General features: G+C 36.9%; 17 protein-coding genes. 5 read left to right on the top strand and 12 right to left on the bottom strand.

Annotated features, from left to right (window positions below; translation table 11 throughout):
* Positions 1-117 precede the first annotated feature (117 nt).
* Entirely contained in the window at positions 118-336 is a 219-nt protein-coding gene (locus tag BDD26_RS07330) for a SlyX family protein (protein ID WP_038269455.1), read from the top strand.
* Between the two features lie 107 nt (positions 337-443).
* Here the strand turns inward: BDD26_RS07330 and slyD are convergent, their stop codons facing one another.
* Together slyD and BDD26_RS07320 are read right to left on the bottom strand one after the other, a co-directional pair.
* Positions 444-974 carry a peptidylprolyl isomerase gene (gene slyD / locus BDD26_RS07325; protein ID WP_038269456.1) on the bottom strand — a complete coding sequence of 177 codons (531 nt, stop codon included), beginning with the start codon at positions 972-974 and terminating at the stop codon, positions 444-446.
* A 138-nt stretch (positions 975-1,112) separates the two neighbouring features.
* Positions 1,113-1,316, bottom strand: coding sequence for a YheV family putative zinc ribbon protein (locus tag BDD26_RS07320; protein WP_038269458.1), 204 nt, complete (start codon positions 1,314-1,316; stop codon positions 1,113-1,115).
* Between the two features lie 227 nt (positions 1,317-1,543).
* Between BDD26_RS07320 and BDD26_RS07315 the strand changes: the two genes are divergently transcribed.
* Complete coding sequence (locus BDD26_RS07315; RefSeq protein ID WP_115826049.1) at positions 1,544-3,496, top strand: ABC transporter ATP-binding protein; 1,953 nt, start codon at positions 1,544-1,546, stop codon at positions 3,494-3,496.
* A gap of 338 nt (positions 3,497-3,834) precedes the next feature.
* Here BDD26_RS07315 and BDD26_RS07310 read toward each other — a convergent pair whose 3' ends face one another.
* The 9 genes from BDD26_RS07310 to BDD26_RS07270 all read right to left on the bottom strand — a co-directional run bounded on the left by BDD26_RS07310 (position 3,835) and on the right by BDD26_RS07270 (position 17,428).
* Positions 3,835-4,725, bottom strand: coding sequence for a LysR family transcriptional regulator (locus BDD26_RS07310; RefSeq protein WP_115826047.1), 891 nt, complete (start codon positions 4,723-4,725; stop codon positions 3,835-3,837).
* A 1,247-nt stretch (positions 4,726-5,972) separates the two neighbouring features.
* Complete coding sequence (locus tag BDD26_RS07305) at positions 5,973-6,944, bottom strand: hypothetical protein (RefSeq protein ID WP_115826045.1); 972 nt, start codon at positions 6,942-6,944, stop codon at positions 5,973-5,975.
* Between the two features lie 121 nt (positions 6,945-7,065).
* Complete coding sequence (locus BDD26_RS07300) at positions 7,066-8,277, bottom strand: hypothetical protein (RefSeq protein ID WP_115826043.1); 1,212 nt, start codon at positions 8,275-8,277, stop codon at positions 7,066-7,068.
* Between the two features lie 180 nt (positions 8,278-8,457).
* Positions 8,458-9,294, bottom strand: coding sequence for a hypothetical protein (locus BDD26_RS07295; RefSeq protein ID WP_115826041.1), 837 nt, complete (start codon positions 9,292-9,294; stop codon positions 8,458-8,460).
* Between the two features lie 121 nt (positions 9,295-9,415).
* The gene (locus BDD26_RS07290) at positions 9,416-9,670 is read right to left on the bottom strand and encodes an Ig-like domain-containing protein (protein ID WP_115826039.1); all 255 of its coding nucleotides are present in this window, start codon (positions 9,668-9,670) and stop codon (positions 9,416-9,418) included.
* Positions 9,671-10,269: 599 nt separating this feature from the next.
* Complete coding sequence (locus BDD26_RS07285; protein ID WP_115826037.1) at positions 10,270-11,877, bottom strand: hypothetical protein; 1,608 nt, start codon at positions 11,875-11,877, stop codon at positions 10,270-10,272.
* A gap of 397 nt (positions 11,878-12,274) precedes the next feature.
* Positions 12,275-15,151: an inverse autotransporter beta domain-containing protein gene (locus BDD26_RS07280; RefSeq protein WP_115826035.1), complete on the bottom strand. Its 2,877-nt coding sequence runs from the start codon at positions 15,149-15,151 to the stop codon at positions 12,275-12,277.
* A 263-nt stretch (positions 15,152-15,414) separates the two neighbouring features.
* Positions 15,415-16,152: a hypothetical protein gene (locus tag BDD26_RS07275; RefSeq protein ID WP_147299006.1), complete on the bottom strand. Its 738-nt coding sequence runs from the start codon at positions 16,150-16,152 to the stop codon at positions 15,415-15,417.
* Positions 16,133-17,428: an inverse autotransporter beta domain-containing protein gene (locus tag BDD26_RS07270; RefSeq protein WP_244922681.1), complete on the bottom strand. Its 1,296-nt coding sequence runs from the start codon at positions 17,426-17,428 to the stop codon at positions 16,133-16,135. Before BDD26_RS07270 ends, BDD26_RS07275 begins: the two co-directional genes overlap by 20 nt.
* 419 nt (positions 17,429-17,847) lie before the next feature.
* On the opposite strand from BDD26_RS07270, the gene murQ reads away from it, so the two are divergent.
* Positions 17,848-18,753: an N-acetylmuramic acid 6-phosphate etherase gene (murQ, locus tag BDD26_RS07265; protein WP_176551284.1), complete on the top strand. Its 906-nt coding sequence runs from the start codon at positions 17,848-17,850 to the stop codon at positions 18,751-18,753.
* 43 nt (positions 18,754-18,796) lie between these two features.
* A complete protein-coding gene (gene murP, locus BDD26_RS07260; RefSeq protein ID WP_115826028.1) occupies positions 18,797-20,260 on the top strand; it encodes a PTS N-acetylmuramic acid transporter subunit IIBC in 1,464 nt (487 codons plus the stop codon).
* Between the two features lies 1 nt (position 20,261).
* Here murP and BDD26_RS07255 read toward each other — a convergent pair whose 3' ends face one another.
* Positions 20,262-20,867 (bottom strand): LysE family translocator, encoded by a 606-nt coding sequence (locus BDD26_RS07255; protein WP_115826026.1) that lies wholly within the window; start codon positions 20,865-20,867, stop codon positions 20,262-20,264.
* Between the two features lie 159 nt (positions 20,868-21,026).
* Here BDD26_RS07255 and BDD26_RS07250 point away from each other — a divergent pair, with 159 nt between their 5' ends.
* Positions 21,027-21,245 carry a YheU family protein gene (locus tag BDD26_RS07250; protein WP_115826024.1) on the top strand — a complete coding sequence of 73 codons (219 nt, stop codon included), beginning with the start codon at positions 21,027-21,029 and terminating at the stop codon, positions 21,243-21,245.
* Positions 21,246-21,253: the final 8 nt, after the last annotated feature.

Genomic DNA, 21,253 nt, shown 5'->3' with positions numbered 1-21,253 from the left:
AAAAGATCTAGCCATCAAGGTTTGGCTATTAGGCTTTGGGCTTCAAGTATTATAGTATCGATTTGAATACAATAAATTCCGTCGCGTAATTACATGATCAAAGACAGGGGAAAAGTAATGGTATTATCCAGCCTTGAGCAGAGATTTGAGCAACTGGAAACTAAACTGGCCTATCAGGAAGTTACCATTGAAGCATTGAATCAAGAAGTCAGAAAACAGCAAGTAGAAATAGATAAGCTAAAAGAACAGCTAAAATTGATGGCCGAACGGCTTAAAACTCATCAGTCATCAATTGTTGCCCCACTTTCAGAAGAAACGCCCCCACCTCACTACTGAAAACGGCTCCACTGAGACCAATTCCGGCTATCCAATCGGGAAAACGTCTGCCAGGGAAGGCAAAAAGAGAAGCCAGCCAGCTTCCCTTTTTTCAGCTAACCAGCTAATTAATGGCAACCGCCGCCACAGCAGCTATGACCTTCATGATCATGATGGTGATCACCGCAACCACCCTGGCCATGTACGTGACCATGAGCCAGTTCTTCTTCTGTCGCCTCACGAACCGCTACAATTTCAACGTTGAATTTCAGGTTCTGACCAGCCAGCATATGGTTACCATCAACAACCACTTCATCACCTTCTAAAGCGGTAATTTCAACAGGTACAGGCCCCATATCAGTATCCGCCAGGAAACGCATACCAACCTGCAACTCTTCTACACCAACAAAAACATCTTTTGCTACGCGCTGAACTAAGTTCTCATCATACTGACCATACGCATCATTTGCTTCAACGCTAACATCAAAACGTTCACCAGCCTCACGGCCCTCCAGCGCTTTTTCCAAACCGCTAATCAGGGAACCGCGGCCATGCAGATAGTCTAACGGTGCGCTAACCGGAGACTCATCAACTAAAACACCATCTTCTGTTCTTACTTGATAAGCCAAGCTGACCACCAAATCTTTTGCTACTTTCATGACATCTCCTACGATACCCAGGAAAAAACGTGGGAAAATTGTTACGACTAAAAAAATGCCGCTGATTGTACCGGAATTCTACTTCACTGTACCTAGTGATGGAAAAATTTATCCATTACCCATTGTAATTACATTGAGTTACTGAGGTGTAAAAATGCCGATAACTTGTTCCTGATCTCTGACATGAGACGTTACAGTCTCATCGGTTTGTCGCTGAAGATGTCCACAGTGAACACACTCGACAATATCAACTCTGTTTTCCTGCCACATTGCCAAAGTGTCCTGTGACTGACATTTCGGGCACACAGCACCTGCTATAAAACGTTTACGACTCACTGACATGCTTACCTCCACCGCTGTTCGTGCTTGATGCGGATGACCCCCTAACCTGATTAATGTGTTACGCAATAGTTCCACTTCGCTCACATCACCATGTTAAATGACAATAACATCAGTCTCCTTGCAGGACGTGTCAGACCGCCTATTTTCCGCTACCATGCACGCCAAGCTATCAAAAAGAATACATATAATGTCATTATTAACTTAACATATCCCATACAGACAACATCATGATTGTTTTTTCTTCTCTGCAAATCCGTCGTGGCATTCGCGTCCTACTGGACAATGCCAGCGCAACCATCAATCCCGGACAAAAAGTGGGATTAGTTGGTAAAAATGGTTGTGGTAAATCAACCCTGCTCTCATTACTGAAAGGTGAACTGCAAGCTGAAAGTGGATCAGCGACATTTCCCAACAATTGGGCTTTAGCATGGGTGAACCAAGAAACACCAGCTCTGGAGGTTTCAGCTCTGGAATATGTGATCGATGGTGATCGTGAATTCCGCCAACTGGAACAGAAACTGAAAATTGCCAACGAACAGAATGATGGTCATGCCATTGCACACCTTCACGGCTTACTCGACACCATTCAGGCCTGGACAATCCGTGCCCGCACATCCAGTTTACTGCATGGACTAGGATTTTCTCAGGCTCAACTGGAACAACCTGTCCGTTCATTTTCCGGTGGCTGGCGTATGCGACTTAATCTGGCTCAGGCGCTGATTTGTCGTTCTGAGCTATTGTTACTTGATGAACCCACCAACCACCTTGACCTGGATGCTGTAATCTGGCTCGAAAAATGGCTGAAAAACTATACAGGTACTTTAATCCTGATATCGCACGACAGAGATTTCCTCGATCCAATCATTGATAAAGTCCTGCACATTGAACAGCAGAACTTATTTGAATACACAGGCAATTACTCTTCCTTTGAACGGCAACGGGCAGCCAAACTCGCTCAGCAACAAGCCTTGTACCAAAGCCAGCAAGAGAAAGTAGCGCATTTGCAAAGCTACATTGATCGTTTTCGTGCTAAAGCTTCTAAGGCAAAACAAGCTCAAAGCCGAATCAAAATGCTGGAGCGAATGGAGCTGATTGCACCTGCTCATGTTGATAACCCATTCCGTTTCAGTTTCCGCCAGCCAGACAGCCTGCCAAATCCACTATTAATTATGGAAAAAGTCAGTGCCGGATACGGAGATAAAACGGTTCTGAACTCAATCAAATTAAATCTGGTTCCGGGTTCACGAATTGGCTTGTTGGGTCGTAACGGTGCGGGTAAATCAACCCTGATAAAATTACTGGCAGGGGAACTCGTTCCACAACAAGGAGAGATTTCCTTAGCGAAGGGCATCAAGCCAGGATATTTTGCACAACATCAGTTGGAGTACCTTCGCGCAGATGAATCTCCTTTACAACATTTAGCCAGACTTGCTCCTCAGGAAACAGAACAACAGTTAAGAGATTATCTTGGTGGTTTTGGGTTCAAAGGTGACCAAGTGACCGATCCCACTGTCCGTTTCTCAGGAGGAGAAAAAGCCCGATTAGTGCTGGCGCTTATTGTCTGGCAATGCCCGAATCTTCTGTTGCTGGATGAACCGACCAACCACCTCGATCTCGACATGAGACAAGCATTGACTGAAGCCCTGATCGATTTCGATGGCGCTCTTGTCGTGGTATCGCACGACAGACACTTATTACGTTCTACGACAGATGAACTCTATCTGGTACATGATGGCAAAGCAGAACCTTTCAAAGGTGATTTGGAAGACTACCAGCAATGGCTGACAGAGTTACAACGTCAACAGTTGCGTGAAAGTCAGGAAAAGGAAAAAACAGCTCCCGGCACAGATGATTCTGTCAATAACGTTCAAAATTACAGTGCGCAAGAACGCAAAGATCAAAAACGGCGTGAAGCGGAATTCCGTAGCCAGACACAACCATTGCGTAAGCAACTCACAGTTCTTGAAAAAGAGATGGAAAATTTAAGTACAAAATTGGCAAGTTTGGAAGAAAAACTTTCAGATAACACAATATATGAAAGTGAACGTAAAACTGAATTAACGGAATGCCTGCACCAACAAATAAAGACCAAATCCAGACTGGAAGACATCGAAATGGAATGGCTGGATATTCAAGAGCAACTTGAAAAAATGACAGAAACATTTAACACCAATCAGTAAGTTTATTACCATTCAATTATTGTTAGGCAATGATTATCGGGTATTGAATTACAATACCCGATAATCATGCTTTATTTTATATAGCAAGATGCCTAAACGTACTATGTATACAGATAAAAATAGGAGTTTATCTAAAACTCATTATCTTACTGACCGTAAAAATGATAAATCATTTAATTAAAAAAGTGTTTTTATAATTGCAAAACATCAGTAATTCTAATAAAAATTTTATACTTCCAGCGTAAACTGCCTTATCAGTTATAATTTAAATCTGATTGCAGAACAGAGCACATTAAAAATAACAATGAAATAATTCACTGATTACTTATCACATTATTTTACAAATTAGCCACTAATGCAGAAAAACTTTCAGCATCATCAATCAAATCATCATCTATTGACTTACCCCAAACCACACCTAAATCTATTTTCTGATCGGTTTCAACAATCTCTAACAAATTCATATAATAATCAGGAATGGCAGCAACCATTCGTTTAGGCACACATGTATAATTACCGTTTTTTGTAATCATCTCCATAATTAACATAATATCATTTGTTTTTAATAATAAATTCATATTATCACCAGTATAAACAGGAAAAACATTCAGACAATCATTCAGGTCAATCACCTCGTTTTTTCCCGATGAACTGATCAGAAAATTCTTATATTCAGATTTGCTGTTTTCCGTTCTAAATTTAGTTATTAATTGACTCCTTTTTCTAAAGATATAAACCAATTTTTCAGTAAAAATTTTTCTCGGCTCTAACTGTGTCACAGCCACCAACGGCATTACAGCTATATGGAGCATTCCCATATTCAACAAATTAATTTGCTGTTCAACTGACAATCCTGTCATCAAAGCCAGCACAACATTCCGTTTTTTCCCTGCAAGCTGTCTCTCTATTTGCAAATAATTATGGGTAGGAAAACAAGAGCCAATATACAGATGCCTGAAAATTTCCCTTTTTGAATCAGACTGTACCTGACTTTTAAACTGTTCATAATGTGTTAAAAACTTCCTGGCATTTTCCAACGTTTTCCGCCCAAAATCTGTTAATCTTGTTCCACTTGGTCCCCTTCTGAATAATGAAGCACCCAGAATACCTTCCAGACCATGTATTTTTTTCGTCAAAGCAGGCTGAGAAAGGTAAAGTTTCTCTGAAGCCTTATGATAATTAAGAGTCTCAGCCAAAACGATGAAAGCTTCAAGATTGCGTATATCCATGTTCTTTCGCCCAATGGTTGTGAATAACGGCAAAACATTACAGATTTATGGTGATAGCATTTTAACTTAGCGTTTCGCCAAAGGTCTTATCGGGACTACTGGTCAAAATGTTAACGAGTGAAATGTTAGTTAATAAGGGTACAATTAGCAAAAGATTTACTATTGTGTTTTAATCACATAAATTAATAATTACACTTGTGATAAAGATAAAGTACACAGCTATCAATACAGAAAAAGATAATTTTTTATCCTCCAGAATAGTCAATAAATCATACAAATAAGTATACCTCACATTATATTATACTTTTTATGATTTTAGGAACTATAAAGATAATAGATCTAACATCAAATAACCTCAGATGATTAAAATCAAGTTCAATAAAAATAAAATATCATACTATTAGACCACATGTGAATAGATTAATAATAAAAGATAAGAAAAGGCATATCAGACTAGTTTACTCGTATAATGTCATAACCATCGATTATTCATGTGTCTTTTATAATAAAATCCATCCATATCTTTAACTTTATCACCAATTCATAATTAACACTTATTACGTGTTAATCTTAAAACACATCCAATTCCATAATACAATTTGGAAACTATTAGAAAAAAATAAATCACAAAGGGTTTAATTATCATAATTCGAGTAAAATACAACACTCATGAAAACTTATTTTATGTGTGACATTACCTATATAATATATCTATCCTTTTCCAAATTTTTAACTTTTTGGATATAGGAACATTCTGTATTTATATATTATTGCACAGGGAAGGCATGCTGGATTTGTGTATATTCCCTCCGTCTTTCAAGTTGCCTCTTTGTTGGCTGCGCTCATTTATCCCGGCCATAAAATTATTTATGCTCCCGGAGATTAATGAGAGGCTCTTGCCTCTCACCGGAGGCCAGCCTTTGGCTGGGCAATTCGTTCCCGACGAATTTGTCGCTCCCTTATCGCCGCAACGCATCTTGAAATTCATTGAGTATAAATAAAATGCATCAATTGAGAAAAAAGATAATCACTCAATGAAATATTATCGAAGTGATTTTAAGATCATTCTGATGTAATTGGCACCCATGTTATAGGTGCCAATTAGGACTAATGATATTAACAAGGTGTCTTATTACATGTGATTAAATTGCACTAAATAACAGTAGATTTAATTTATTATCAACATGATAATTTAAATTATACTTTTAAAAAAACAAACGTAAAATTATATATATTCAGACACCTCCTTAAAATCCACAACCAGGACAAACAATATGACCATGGATACCTTCAATATTAGGACATTCAGGATCACCCTCCTTAAAAGGAGGACTTGTGTATCCCGGCCCGCAAGTAAATATCCTTCCCTGCCAGAGTGATGATGTGCGCCCATCACTCGTAGAATACATAAATTTAAGCTGACCATATCCAAACGAATAACCATTGCTAGTCTTGCAATATCCATTACGATATATTTTTTCAAGACCATAATACGGGACAGGAAAAACAAGTTGCCCAGTATTAGGATCATCTGGATATGGTTCCATAATTTGGGGATCAAATGTATTTTCAGGCCCGCCACAAGAGTCTATGCGCATACTCAGCGAAACTTCACTCCCAATCCGCACTCCTCCCGCAGTATCATTACTTCCCTGGATTACAACATATAACCCCGTCTGCCCATCTGGGGTATTTTTATAATTAGAAATAGTAGAGCAAGTAACTGTGTTATTGGCATTTACATCACCACAATCATAAACAGCTTCATTACCATAATCACTATAATCACCACTATAATTACGATAATTTATTATATTTTCAGAAGAAATTCCAAAACTAGAATATACAAGACAGCGATCATAAAGAGCGTTTTGATATGGTCCAGTCTCACCAGTGTATATTACTCGTAGTGATTCTGAAGGCGTTAATACACTCCCACTTTTAACGGTATAACTTAATTTACATTGTTGACCAATGTAAGATTCGAAAAGAGTAAAACTTAATTTTATTGTACAATGAGAACCCAAACGAGATAACCGCTCAAGAGGAAAACAAACTCCAGTTGCAATACCATTTATATAAAAACATATAATATCAGACTGATGAGCATTTTCATAGTATGGAACAATTGCACAAAAATAACTACTCCCTCCATTATATAAATAATGCCCATCAAATCCATCAATTTTTGGTGCAGGAAGTACATTACTATAATACATAACACCGCCTCATAATTTTAAAAATTAACTTTATTAATGAAATGAAAGCTCCATCAACACCTACAGCTTAATAACATCCTAATCCGCTAAATACTATACAAATCTATATAATACACACTTTCTATTCTGGTAATACATTAATATGTGCAAACCAAGTTTTTCCATAGGAAACATCAGGATCAAGATCTGTTCCAACTTGATAGTCAAAATATATTTCACCATCACGGTCATAATATGCTGGTTTATTTTCTAAAAGTTCACGAGGTATAGGAAATATCAAAGTTGCCGTATTCCTATTAGACATAGATAACATTGTTTTAGTACAACTCCAGTTAAAATGCCCTGTCCTGGCGTTAATATATAAATTTAATGTCACTTCAGAACCAAATACAACTTTTGAAGTATCATTAGGATCGTTTGTTCCCATAATTGTAACAAATAAACCTGCATCATCTTCGTTAGGATAAGAAATGGTGTCATTATAAACATCGGTATAATGTTCTATAATGTTCTCAGAAGAAATTCCCGCACTACTGTAAACTACACAAGAGTCGTATATTCTATCAACTTCAGACCAAGGCTCATTTGGCTCTCTCATGTAAGTTAAAGTCAATGGTCTTGATTTATATGGATATATATCTCCGGTTTCTCTAATAACAACATAAGAAAAATCTGATGATTTTTTATTTCCAAAAATAGCATAAGGTAAATGAAAACCTCCTGCTTCTGAAAATGGAATAGACATTCTAGTATATTCACCATTAACAAAAAATAATATATAAGCTCCATTAATAATATCATAAATATCGTTAATCATAGCTTTGAATTTACTATTTCCATCTGATTTTAAATATCCTCCTGAAAAACCAATTATCTCTGGTTCAAGAAGTTCATCAGGTAGTTCTTGGTATGTATGATCAACAATATAAATTTCATGATCGGCAGCAACTATATTTTCATCCCCCGGTATTTGTGCATATAATTGCAATATTAACCCTCTTGATTCTTTTGGTTGTATGAAAAATGAGAGTGTTCCATCATCCTGTGTTTCAATAAAAAACCCCTCATAACCATCATGTAATTCAATTACGATTTTATCTTCATGATTAGAAGCGAATACTATCACTTCTTTTAATTTACCATTTGAGTGGTTTGTAACAAATATTTTTACCTCTGGTAAAGGATTTCCATGTGTATCTCTGACCGTTGCTGTCACTTTAGTAAATATTTCTCCTGAATTAGGATTATATGATGCAGGAACAGCTAAAAAAGGAGTATCAACATTCAATTTTAATGATTGTTGATTTATCTGTTCAGAAAGAGAAGCAATCATTTTTCACCTCAAATTATTTAATATCATAGGATTCATAAAATAACATGTAGAAAATATTTTTATAATGAAAAATAGTTAACATCTGATAAGAATAAAAATAAAATTTCAATAATAAATATTGTTTCATAATAATTAAAATTCATAAAAAAAGCATGATATTAGAGAATTACATTGTCATTATCAAATATCAGTTTCAATATCTGCTTTCCAGATTTTTCCGTACTGTTTATTAGAATCATAAAATGTATAATCAAAATAAATATTAGCGTACTCACCATTTTGATATAGCTTAACATCAGCAACATCCTCAAATGGGACATGAATAATGGCCGCCACTTTATTGTCAGTATCTGAAGATTGCACCTTTACTTCACCAGAGTAACTTTTTATATAACTTTTATTTACTGAGTTAATATACAAATTTAAAGTGACAAGGATATCCAATGGTACTTTGTCTGTTTCATTATCAGGATCTGTAGTCCCTAATATTTCAACAAATAATCCACCCTCTGGATTTTCTGGATATTTTCGTATTGTAGAATAACTGATCATGTGATCATATATTACATTATCGCCTGTATCATATACAACACAGGCGGCATAATTTCGTCCCGATTCTGGATTTTGTTCCGGTTTATATTTAACTCCTCCTTTATATATCAAGGGTAATGGAATAGATTTATAATCCAGTATAACTCCCGAATTTCTGATAATTACATAGAATAAATTTGAATCAATATCTTTTGTGAAAATATCATATGGTAAATGATAAAAAGTGTCAGAGTCACCACTTTGCACTCTTCGAAAAAAATGCTTTGTATATTTCCCGTTCACAAAAAATAAAATATAATCTTCCGGCTCTGCTCCAAAGTACCCTGGTATTTCAACCTCAAATTTACCACTTCCATCTGATGTTAAATAGTCACCAAAAAAATTGATTATTTGCGGCATACCAAATTTAACATTCATATTATCTGGGGATTTATTAATAATAAAAATAATATGATTAGCAGACACCCACCTTGTTGAACCGACTAGGTTAGAATACAAATCGAGAACAACAGGATGAGCCTGCAATGGATGAATAAAAAATAGTACCTTCCCATTTCCATCTGTTTTTATAAAAAATCCTTCTCTGTTATTGTGATGTGTGATAGGGATCTCCTGATTGGGATCTGAACCATAGATTTTTTACTTTTTTAAGGTTTCCGATAACAGAATCAGATACAAATATAGAGATATTAGGTACAGGATTACCATATATATCTATAATACTTGCAGTGACTGTGATTTTTTTTCCATCCACACCATGATCGGGTAGATTAGGAATAGCAAAAAATGGAGAATCCATATCTAATTTTAATGAATCAAAATTTATTTTATTAAAATCCATATAATTTACCTTTTTTATAATTTGAAAATGAAATTTATTCATATAGTTAGATATAATTAATATAAAATTTATCAAAATAAAAATAATTTTATTTCTATATTTTGTGAATACTTCGCTATTCACCAATAGCATAATATCAAACTATTATTCTGGACTAACATCAATTGAACCCTACCAGATTTTTCCATAGCATTTTTTCTCCCAATATTGAATTCGTAATCAAAATAAATACCACCATCAAAATTCATAAGTAGTTTACAGGAAATATTAAAAGACCACACTGCTATATTTTATTACTATTAACTGTTGATTACATGAATTGTGTCCAGGATTTTTTTATACTAGTATCTGATGCATTAATATACATATTAAATTATACATTGCCAATTAATTACAGAAGCATAAAATAATTGGATATCACAGCCATTAAACTTATAAAATAAAATACGAATAAAAATATAAACTCTAATAGTGATAATATGCTGTTGTGGTTTACTCTTGTGCTGGAATTAAATCAAATAAAAATTTTTAGAGTTGGTTGAAAATAATAAATTCACAACAGCATCTTTTATAATAAATATATGTTATTATTTATTATCTTATTCTGGAAATCCTGAACGAGTGTCTATTTCACCTTCCCAAATTTTACCATAACTTTTATTGTTTTCCACACCAAATTCATAATCAAACCAAATAGTACCAGCTCCTCCGTTATCATATGGTAGTATATTAACAAGATCCTTGAATTTAATATGGAAAAATAATGAATATCGCTTGGTTTCCGGGTCAAGTTTACTCTTCATAATTTTAGTGTCATAAACTATTTTTGTATTACGATTTAATGCTTCAATATACATATTTAATGTTACCTTTGCACCTAAAGGTACCTTTGTTTTTGAATTCTTATCTCCCACCACTTCAATAAATAAACCTGTACTTCCATCTGGATTATCGAGATATTTTTTTATACTATCATAACCAATAGCTGAACCAGCATATATTTCACCGCCTTTAAAACCAAGGCTAGTATATACCCTACAAGGGTCATACTTCCTATCTATACTTGGAGAAGGTGAATACTTGGCTCCTCCCATATAAGTCACATCAGTTGGCAGAGAAGTAATAGAAGTATCATATTTCCCCAAAATAGCTATACAGTTAAAATCATAAGGAACACCAATTTTAAAAATATCATAAGGGACTTTATAAGTATATTTTTCCAAACCCAGTTCTTTATCTGGATCAACTACTGGGACATAATGACCACTATATTTACGTTCGTTCTCACCCTTTTCTTTGGTAAAAAACAGTATATAATCACCAGAAGTTGCATTCGGATAATGAAATACTCCGACACTGAAATCTGGGGAACCAGTGTTAGACGTTAAAGGTCCAGGAAACCCCCCTAGAATATTTGGTTCTGGTATTGAATTTAGAAAATCAGGGATTTCGGTATTCGCAAGAAAAAGAGGGGACGTGGCTTTTACTGGATTTACAGCATCCATAATAAAAGACTCCAAGTCAAGTACCATTGAATGGGCTTGTTGTGGATAAATATAAAACTCTATATTTCCTTGAGCATCTGAGTTTATATTTATTAAATTATATACCCCTATCTGTATTACTGAAATTGGAGTTCCTTGTCTATCTTTATAGCTACAATAAAGTAAATTTCCTGGTATTCTTGTTCTTACCAAAATAGGAATATTACTTAGCGCCTCCCCATCCATATCCAACAAAGTGGTAGTTGCTATCACTTTTACATCGTTATTCACGCTACTATCTGTTACATTTTTTATATCTAAAAATTTTTTATCAAACATAAGAGACAATGTACTTTTATCTATTGTTCTTGCAGTACCAGTAAAAACAAATGGTTCAGCATCAGAAGAGCTCGCTTTAATGGTAAATTTTATTGGCGCTTTATCCTGTGCATTATTGATAACTTTTAACGTTACGACACATGTAGCTTTATGACCATCATTCTCTGCTTTCTTCAATAGAATATTTCCAGTTGGTACTATAATATTAGCACTTGCATCTGTAAATGTAATTTGAGTAGTAACTAGATTAATCATCTTTTCAGATTCTAAAGTTACAGTTACCGGAAGACTTTGACCTATTATAAGATCAGCTTTTAGTGAAATAGTTGTTGTTAATGTATCTTTTTTTGTTTGTGATGATAATTTATCTTTTGTTGTAGCCATAACTTTTAACCTCATAATATTTGAAAATCACAATTAATTCATTTATTAATGGATTGCGTAAATCAAGTAGTTAACATTAATTATTATTAACCTGCTGACAGATCACATCTGCTCCAAATAAGGGTAACTATTTGATAAAGAAATAAATAATCCTCATCCATTAGATTTAAATATTGGTTAGGTTAATAATTATTTTTAAATTATAGATATCTAACTTAAAAGTATAATGATAAATTATTATCACCTGATAACAATCAGTTATCACCATCATAATATAATATTTATAAATAGAAATTAGAATAATGAAAATGATTTTACTCATAAATAGGCTAATCATATAATTTTCTTCTAAAAAATATATGAGAACATATTTATTGATCATATGACTATAGTAATACTATTTGGAATCACGATTAAATGTTGTTTGAATAGTACAGAGTAGTAACCCTTCAGCATCAGGTTCATTACTACTTTTCTCTGTATGAGGGTCAAATATTACATATGATTTCCTAGATGAATCTAGCAGTTTGTATCTAAGATCATCATTTATATCATCAGGAGATTGATGAAATAGTCCCCAGTCATAAAGATTATCAAATTCAGAGTTTATTGCATGCTCTCCAGACGACTTTATAAAATCTAGTACAGAAAGAGAGATGAATGTATCAAGTCCTTCCATTCCAGGTTTATTAAGATATATGCAATCGGCTGATTTATCATCATTTCTATAATAATGTGGGAAATTTTTATCATAATGAATATATCTAATTATATTTACGGGATATTTATACGAGTAATTTCTTCCATATGTTTCTACTATTTTTGCATATATCGTTGCAGTACCTACCGGACCACTAAAATTTATAACATTTTTATCGCCATCCACACTTACTATACCACCAAATAGATTATTTTCTCCAAGCACTACATTATATTTAACTTTATTATCATCAAAAGCGCCTGATGAATCTTTTCCAAGCCTGCCAATCAGGGAGTCAAAGACCGTAAATGGATGCCCTTTTTCAGTAAAGTGTTTTTGTTTTTGTTGATTAAATTTATTATAAACAAACAAAATAGCATCTTGATCATAAGACTCAAAACTTACAGGTCCAGCTTCCTTGATTTGTGAAGCATGGCCTGAGAGCTCACTTGGTATGGTTAATGTTATCCTTATACCATCCACCCCGACATTATGGCTTTTTAATGTTGCATATAAATAACCATCTTTATCCGTTTTATTTTTCTTTTCCGGATCTTTTTCTGGTTTCCCCAGTTCATCTGTAATATTTGGATGATTTCGGCTCCATTTGGCACCAGAAAATGCATGATTCGGAATGGGTGTCTTTCCATTTTTATTCACAATCTTCGCCCTATATAAATATGCACTCTTATTATCAGCGATTAATGGTTTGGAGGGAATACCTTGATGGAATATGCCTTTTTCATCAGTAGTACCATAAACCTCAACACTGGCAATCTCAAAATCCACTGGTGCCTCAAATTTTACAGGATGCTCTATTTTTCCTATATCTTTAACAGTGACTATTATTTTAAATTCCTTAGCCACCTTACTGGTAAATTTTGTAGTCGCTTCCCCCTTGTCATTAGTCGTAGTGTTTGTATCGGAAAATATGATACCTTGCGGTTCAGAAGCCCAGGTGACTTCTTTTTTAATCTCTGGTTTATCATCATCATTCTTAGCGGCTACAGTCAGTTCATAAGATTTATTAATAGTCATAGAACTTTGGGGAAGGGATTTAAAAAAAACGTTCGTCTTTTCAAAAGATACTTTATCTGCGTGTACTGCTGGTTGCCCTTCAATAGAAAGTGATACAACAATATCCTTTTCTTCTTTACCACCAGTCATAATTAATTCAGCCGTTAATTTCCCTTCGCTATTTGTCATCTGTCCTTCTCCTTTCTTTGGTATTCCTCTTAAATTAAGTCCATCTACATCCTTATTCTTACTCCATATCACATTAGAAATTTCTCTATTTTTTACAATATTTCCATTGCGATCTACAATGATTGCCGTATAGATATATTTACTTGTTCCATCAGCAGTCAAAACTTTACCTTTTGGAGTGACATCCAGAAGACTATCTTTAATCTTATAACCATTGGGGTTTACACCTGGTACAAAAAACTCAGCAATCGGGATCTTCCTATGATCAAGCACAATATTGTTATTCCTTTCCACCAAATCATAGCGACTCCCCGCCAGTGCGCGCATAGCAGCCACATTATCCGGTGATAATTGAGTACTTAAAGGAACACCCAGTCTATAATTTATATTCGCCAAAAATTGCGTTTCAGTACGACCGCCTTCTCCCTGTTTATAGTCCACGCCCATTGTTATCAACGGAATTGGGGTATAAGTCACCCCTAATTTAACCTGGCGGGGATTTTTTTGTTTGGTATCCCGATTGAATAATGTCACGTTTTCACCGAAATATTGCTCATAAACCAGTTTGCCCCCCAGATTAGGGTAGACTGGCAGGAAAAATTCTCCGTTAATATCATAACCGTTGGCCGGACGTTCATGGTGTTCTTCGAAATACCGTGAAATTTGCCAGTCACTTAAACGACGATAAGCGTTGGCTGAAAGTTTAATATAGTCTCCCCAAATTTCTCCTCCAAATCCTACGCGTCTGTTTTTACCCGTCAGGTCATAATCATAAAATGTATTCAGGCCATACATCCAGTTTTGATAAAAATAACGACCACCTAAACCGAGGTTAACGGTATTCCTGCTATCTTTATTGCGATAACCTAATTGGGAAAAGAGGAGCCAGTCAGCTTTATTATCGTAAAGGGGTAATAACAGATCTAACGAGTTATTTTCCAGTTTTCCTTTTCTATCCAGGCCAAAGTTAATTTTCGCTGTACCAAATTGGGACAACCATTTTTGGGCTTCGGAGGCGACGGTACTGTTAAATTTACCCAGGGCGTAAGATTTGGCTTGCTCTGCTAATTTCGAAGAAGATGATGACAGTATATTACCTACTGTCTGAATATTTCTTGTAATAAAATCAGGTAGTTCATGTTCTGAAATTTTATCTGCGTTTTGTATATCATCCTTTTTATTGGTATTGGAGGTCAAAAACTTTTTACTTAATTCTTTAACTGAAATGCCTACATTATCTATGCTGGATACATTAGTTTGTTCACGTGTTACATTACCTTCAGCAGAGGCGTTCATGATTGTAGAAGGAATAAGTAACGTATAGAGAATAGTGAAGAGACCAATGAATTTACCAATATATGATGACATATATAAGCACCCCGATAGATTTTATTATCAGTAATCTTATTTTGATACCGATGCCACTGGAGTAAAATTGCTTCCCCAACTTAATATATTAGAAAGATTTCTTAATTATGCAAGCAGGAATAGCTATTATCTGATAACCGATAGCTATCGCGTGGTTCTTACAGGTTGGCCTGATACCATTAATCAATGGATTAGATATTTAAAAAATAAGAAACACAGGCTAAAAAACCGAACCTGTGTTTCTGTCATCAATATTTATTTCTTTAATCCACTAATTTACACAACAATCTGCCAAAATGATTAGGATTGGTATCTGTTTTATCTTCGCCTTTTTCAGTGTTTTTATCGTAATAATATAAGATGAATTCTGATGATTTTTCATCAACAGCCACTTTTATCTTTTCATCATCAGGTAATACGCCGAAGCCTGGGAATCCAAGATATTCATTTTTCAATGAAGCACTATCTGTAGATGTCGATCCCACTATATCCTTCTCAGTCAATGATATAGCTTTACGTGACCATGAATAGTTAGACCCAAGAGTTTCACACTTACCGTTTCCAAAGTTGTTTCTTAATTCTACATAGCCAACTTCGGGGCTAAAAACATATCTTTGTGGATTGAATGTGTATTCATAAGCATATTTAGCCCCTGTATCGGAATCAGTTACTGTTGCAATAACGGTTGCTTCTTTAGATGCACTAAAATGTTCAGCAGGGAAAGTTATATTCCCAGCATGATCTATCTTTACAAGGTTGGTCGAAGATTCATAAGTGACACGCTCTTTATCTCCAGCAATATGTTCAGGGAGATCTTCTGGTTTAGATGCTTCTTTTGTTAAATTAATCATTAAATTATTAAAAACATTGTAAGGCTTTTTCCGCCCCCTTTCATCAGTGGTCTCATTTGTATAAACATAGATGGCATGACTATCAGGGGAAATTAACTTTAGCCCCGCAGCTTGTGAAACAGCTTTAAAATTAACTGGCGTTTTTTGCAACTATAGAATATGATTTATTAGCATCAATAGTAACGTTCACTTTGGCTATGATGTCATCCACCCCCACATTACTCACCAATGAAGCAGTTAAATATCCTTCATTATCTGTGGTCGTCCGAATATCTTTAAAATGTAAATCTTTTCTCGGCAGCCTATCATTTTCAAAGCCCCATATTACCTTCTCTAAGCGATGGTTAGGCAGTGGCGTCCCACTGTTCGGATCGATAACTAAAATCCTATAGGTATACGTATCCTTCCCATTCCCGTAGAGAGTCTCTTTTGGAAAGACGTCTATATCAGGCGATTGAACCCTGTGATCCAATACGATGTTGTTATTCCTTTCCACCAAATCATAGCGGCTGCCCGCCAGTGTACGCATTGGTGCAACGTTATCTGGTGATAACTGAACGCTAAACGGCACACCGAATCTATAGTTTAAACTGGCCTGAAACCGTGCTTCACTGTGCCCGCCACTGCTATGTCTGTAATCCACGCCCATCGTTATCAATGGAACTGGCGTGTAACTCAGGCCCACTTTAGCAAGAGCGGGATTTTTCTGTTTGGTGTCACGATTAAACAGGGTAACGTTATCACCAAAGTACTGTTCATAACTCAGCTTACCCCCAAGATTCGGATATGCTGGCAGGAAGAATTCACCATTGAGATCAAAACCATTGGCGGGACGCTCTTCCCAGTTTTCCTCTTTCAGTGACTTTCGCCATTTGCTCAGGCGCAGGTAAGCATTGGCTGAGAATTTTAGGTAATCAGTCCACGCTTCACCACCCAACCCCAAACGTTTATTGCGTCCTGTGACGTCATGGTCGAAGAAGGTATTTAAACCATACATCCAGCCAGATGTGAAATAACGTCCACCAAGCCCCAAATTAACGGTATGGCGGCTATCTTTATTGCGATAACCCAGTTGGGAGAAAAACAACCAGTCTGCTTTATTATCGTAGAGAGGCAATAACAGATCTATTGAGCTGTTATCCAGCTTGCCTTTTCTGTCGAGAGATAAATTCACTTTGGCTGTTCCAAATTGGGACAACCATTTTTGTGCCTCACTGTTTATTGTTCCATTTAATCTACCTAAGGCGTAGGATGTGGCTTGCTCAGTCAGTTGGGATGAAGAGGATGACAGTAACCCACCTATCATATGAATATTTTGAACAATAAAACCTGATTTATCTTTTTCAGTTTCGTCAAATTTATTTTCATTATTTATATCCTGTAAAAATGTTTTTAAGTTTTTATCTTCATGATTACTTTCACTCACTGAAAATGTATTCATAGAGATAAACAGTAAGCAAAAAGAACATATTAATATTAAAAACCGTATGAATTCATTAATAAAAGAAAGCTTCATAGATCAGTTCCTCAATAAAATACAGGGAGTTACCAGAGACTGGCATCAGATATTCAACACTTTTTTCACAGCTAACATAAATTAGAAAATTCTTTTATTGCGACGGAATGAAAGGTCTTTATCAAGCAATATATAAAAGGAATCATTTTTATTTATCAGGCGAGCAATTAATTCTATATTTATCAATATGGTGTTTACGATTACTCTGAATGAACAAAGCAAATAAAAAAACAGTCTGAAATATGAAAGCTATATTATGTGATCAATGCGATAATTCAGTATTTATGAATTACCTAAAATCATTCCATCACATGCAGCAGGAAAAAATGATGAAATTCGATCTGAATAATCTGGTGACTGAAAGCCGTAACCCCGCCAGTACTCATATTGATGAGTTATCAACACTCAATATGCTCCGCGTTATCAATGATGAAGACAAAAAAGTCGCCGTTGCGGTTGAACAAACACTATCTCAGGTTGCTCTCGTAGTTGATAAAGTTGCAGAAGCTTTCCATCAGGGTGGACGCTTAATCTATAGCGGGGCAGGAACATCAGGTCGATTAGGGATTTTGGATGCCAGCGAATGTCCACCAACCTACGGCACCAAACCGGAGCAAGTGGTCGGTTTAATTGCCGGCGGGCATCAGGCAATTTTGAAAGCGGTAGAAAACGCGGAAGATAACCGGCAACTAGGCGCAGATGATCTTAAAGTACTACACTTTAATGAAAAAGATGTGCTGGTAGGAATTGCTGCCAGTGGGCAGACACCCTACGTGTTAGGAGCGATGGAGTATGCCAAGTCCGTGGGCGCAACTGTCGCTTGTATCAGTTGCAATTCTGGCAGTCCGATGACCCAGTTAGCTGATATCGCTATCACCCCCATTGTAGGGCCAGAAATTGTAACAGGTTCTTCCCGTATGAAAGCAGGTACAGCGCAAAAATTGGTGCTGAATATGATCACGACAGGAGCCATGATCCGTACTGGTAAGGTATACGGCAATCTGATGGTAGATGTGGAAGCCACTAACGCTAAGTTAGTTGAACGACAAAAAAACATTGTCATGGCTGCTACTGAGTGCAACAGGGAGACGGCAGAACAAGCCCTGAACGCCTGTAACGGTCACTGCAAAACAGCAATTGTGATGATTCTATCGGGGATCAGTGCTGAAGAAGCCAGAATGTTATTAACAGAACATCAAGGGTTCATCCGGCCAGCTATCTCAACCGCTCGATAATCATTACCTTTTCTTTGTGAAAGTTAAATCGCAGGGGTGGTACGTGGCTAAAATTAATTCAGATATGCTGGTTGAAATTATTCACGCCATTGGTGGAGCAAGTAATGTCATACATAGTGGCAACTGTATGACCCGTCTGAGACTGACGTTACGTGATGATTCGCTGGTCGATAAGGCTAAACTGAAGCTAATCCCCGGCGTTCTGGGTGTCATCACAAGTCATGAACAACTCCAGATTGTCCTTGGTCCCGGTAAGGCCCAAACAGCAGCAGATATGATGAATGAACTATTAAGTTCTGCTGATCATCCGGTCTCTGAATATCATTCAACAGAACATCACTCGGCAAATTTGAAAGAGATTGCCTCTTCCAATAAAAAACACCTCAAAGAGAAACAAACCCGTTCAATCCATAAATTCCTTACCAAATTTGCCACTATTTTTACTCCCCTGATCCCCGGTTTTATCGCTGTTGGTCTACTACTGGGCCTCGCGACTCTGCTGGAGCAAATTTTCATTCAGGATGTTGCACACCCCGATACTGTATTGGTTGAAATGATCGGCTATATGAAAATTTTCAGCAAAGGGATGTTCACTTTCTTCAGTATCTTGATTGGTTACAACGCGCAGAAAGCTTTTGGCGGTTCAGGCGCTAATGGGGCCATCATCGCTTCCCTGTTTATTTTGGGTTATAACCCCGACGCCACCAGCGGCTTTTATTCTGGTATCAACAATTTCTTTAGCTTCCCCATTGACCCACGGGGAAATATTATTGGGGTATTGATTGCCTGCATTCTGGGGGCCTGGGTTGAGAAACAGATCCGTAAGATCATGCCCGCTGATCTGGATATGATCCTAACCTCTGCTATCACGCTGCTTATCATGGGTGCGGTGACTTTTATTGTGATTATGCCGATAGGAAGTTATCTGTTTACAGCAATGTCATGGCTTTTCACCAACCTGAATGGTAATCCATTCGGTACAGCCATTTTAGCGGGATTGTTTTTGATAGCCGTGATGTTCGGTGTGCATCAGGGTTTTGTGCCTGTCTATTTTGCTCTGGTAGAAACACAAGGGTTTAATTCCCTGTTTCCGATTCTGGCAATGGCAGGAGCAGGGCAAGTAGGCTCTGCACTGGCGCTATATTTAAGAGCCAAAAAAGATTCGTTGCTACGCACTCAAATCAAAGGAGCTATTATTCCGGGCTTTTTGGGGATCGGTGAGCCCTTGATTTATGGTGTAACACTACCTCGCATCAAACCTTTCGTTACTGCCTGTTTTGGTGGTGCTGTTGGTGGTTTTTTTGTCGGCCTGATTGCCTGGTTTGGATTGCCCGTCGGCCTGAATACCGTTTTCGGCCCCTCCGGTGTGGTTGCCCTGCCCTTAATGACATCCCAAACAGGCATCTTCATGGGCATGGCAGTGTACAGTGTGGGACTGATTATTTCGTATATCAGTGGCTTTGTGCTGACGTTTTTCTTTGGCAGCAACAATATTGATTTGAGCTGATTCAGCTCATCCAGATCAATGGTACACAAGCCGCTGTCAAAAGCCCCATCACAATATTGAACGTAAACCATGCCGTGCGGCTTTTTAACAGACGGCCAATCATCGTTCCCAAAATAAGCCATATCATTCCGGTGACGGTATTACACAATAGCATCACCACGCTGATGACCAGAATGGAATGGAGATATAAATCTCCTGCTAAACTGTAGCTACTGATAGCTCCTAACCCCATCACCCATGCTTTCGGGTTCAAAAACTGCAATAGCCAGCCTTGATAGCCTTTAATGGGTGTTCCAAGGGATTGTGTAGCCTCCAGCCGTTTGTATTGTGCAGTCACCGTTTTCCAGGCCAGCCACAGTAAATACAGGCTACCGAGCACTTTCAGACCTGTGTGTATGGCCGGATATACCAGCAGTAACGCAGCAATACCAAAAGCAGACAACAACAGGACGGTTTGCATCCCAAAAACAATTCCCAACAACAGTATCAACGAGTGGCGGAACCCAAAATTTGCACCAGATGATGTCAGTAACATATTGTTCGGGCCGGGCGTGATCGCGGAGATAAACATAAATGTGCTAAGTGAGAATATCAGGCTGGCGGTCATGGCGTGCTTTATCCCTCAATTATTGACATTTCCTTTCCAAGAAAATAGCAGTATGTTATTCAGTACACAAGGCCAGTTAACAATGAAAGTTACACTCAAAAACATCCCCAAAACTAAGCAATACCAGCAGCTAATATAATGTGATATGGAGCGACCACAATGATTATCCCGTGGCAACAAGTAGAACCCGATACTCTACTCAACTTGATCGAAAGTTTTGTCTTGCGGGAAGGCACCGATTACGGTGAACTTGAAAAAACACTGGAACAAAAAGTACAGGATGTAAAACGCCAGCTTGAGCGAGGTGAAGTCCTGCTGGTTTGGTCTGAATTGCATGAGACTGTCAATATCATGCCTAAGGAGATGTTCCGTCCATAGTTTCATAT

The organism is Xenorhabdus cabanillasii, from assembly GCF_003386665.1.
In the GTDB taxonomy this organism is placed as follows: Bacteria; Pseudomonadota; Gammaproteobacteria; order Enterobacterales; family Enterobacteriaceae; genus Xenorhabdus; species Xenorhabdus cabanillasii.
The sequence above is the reverse complement of the archived record's forward strand: the minus strand, read 5'-3'. Positions and strand labels throughout refer to the sequence as shown.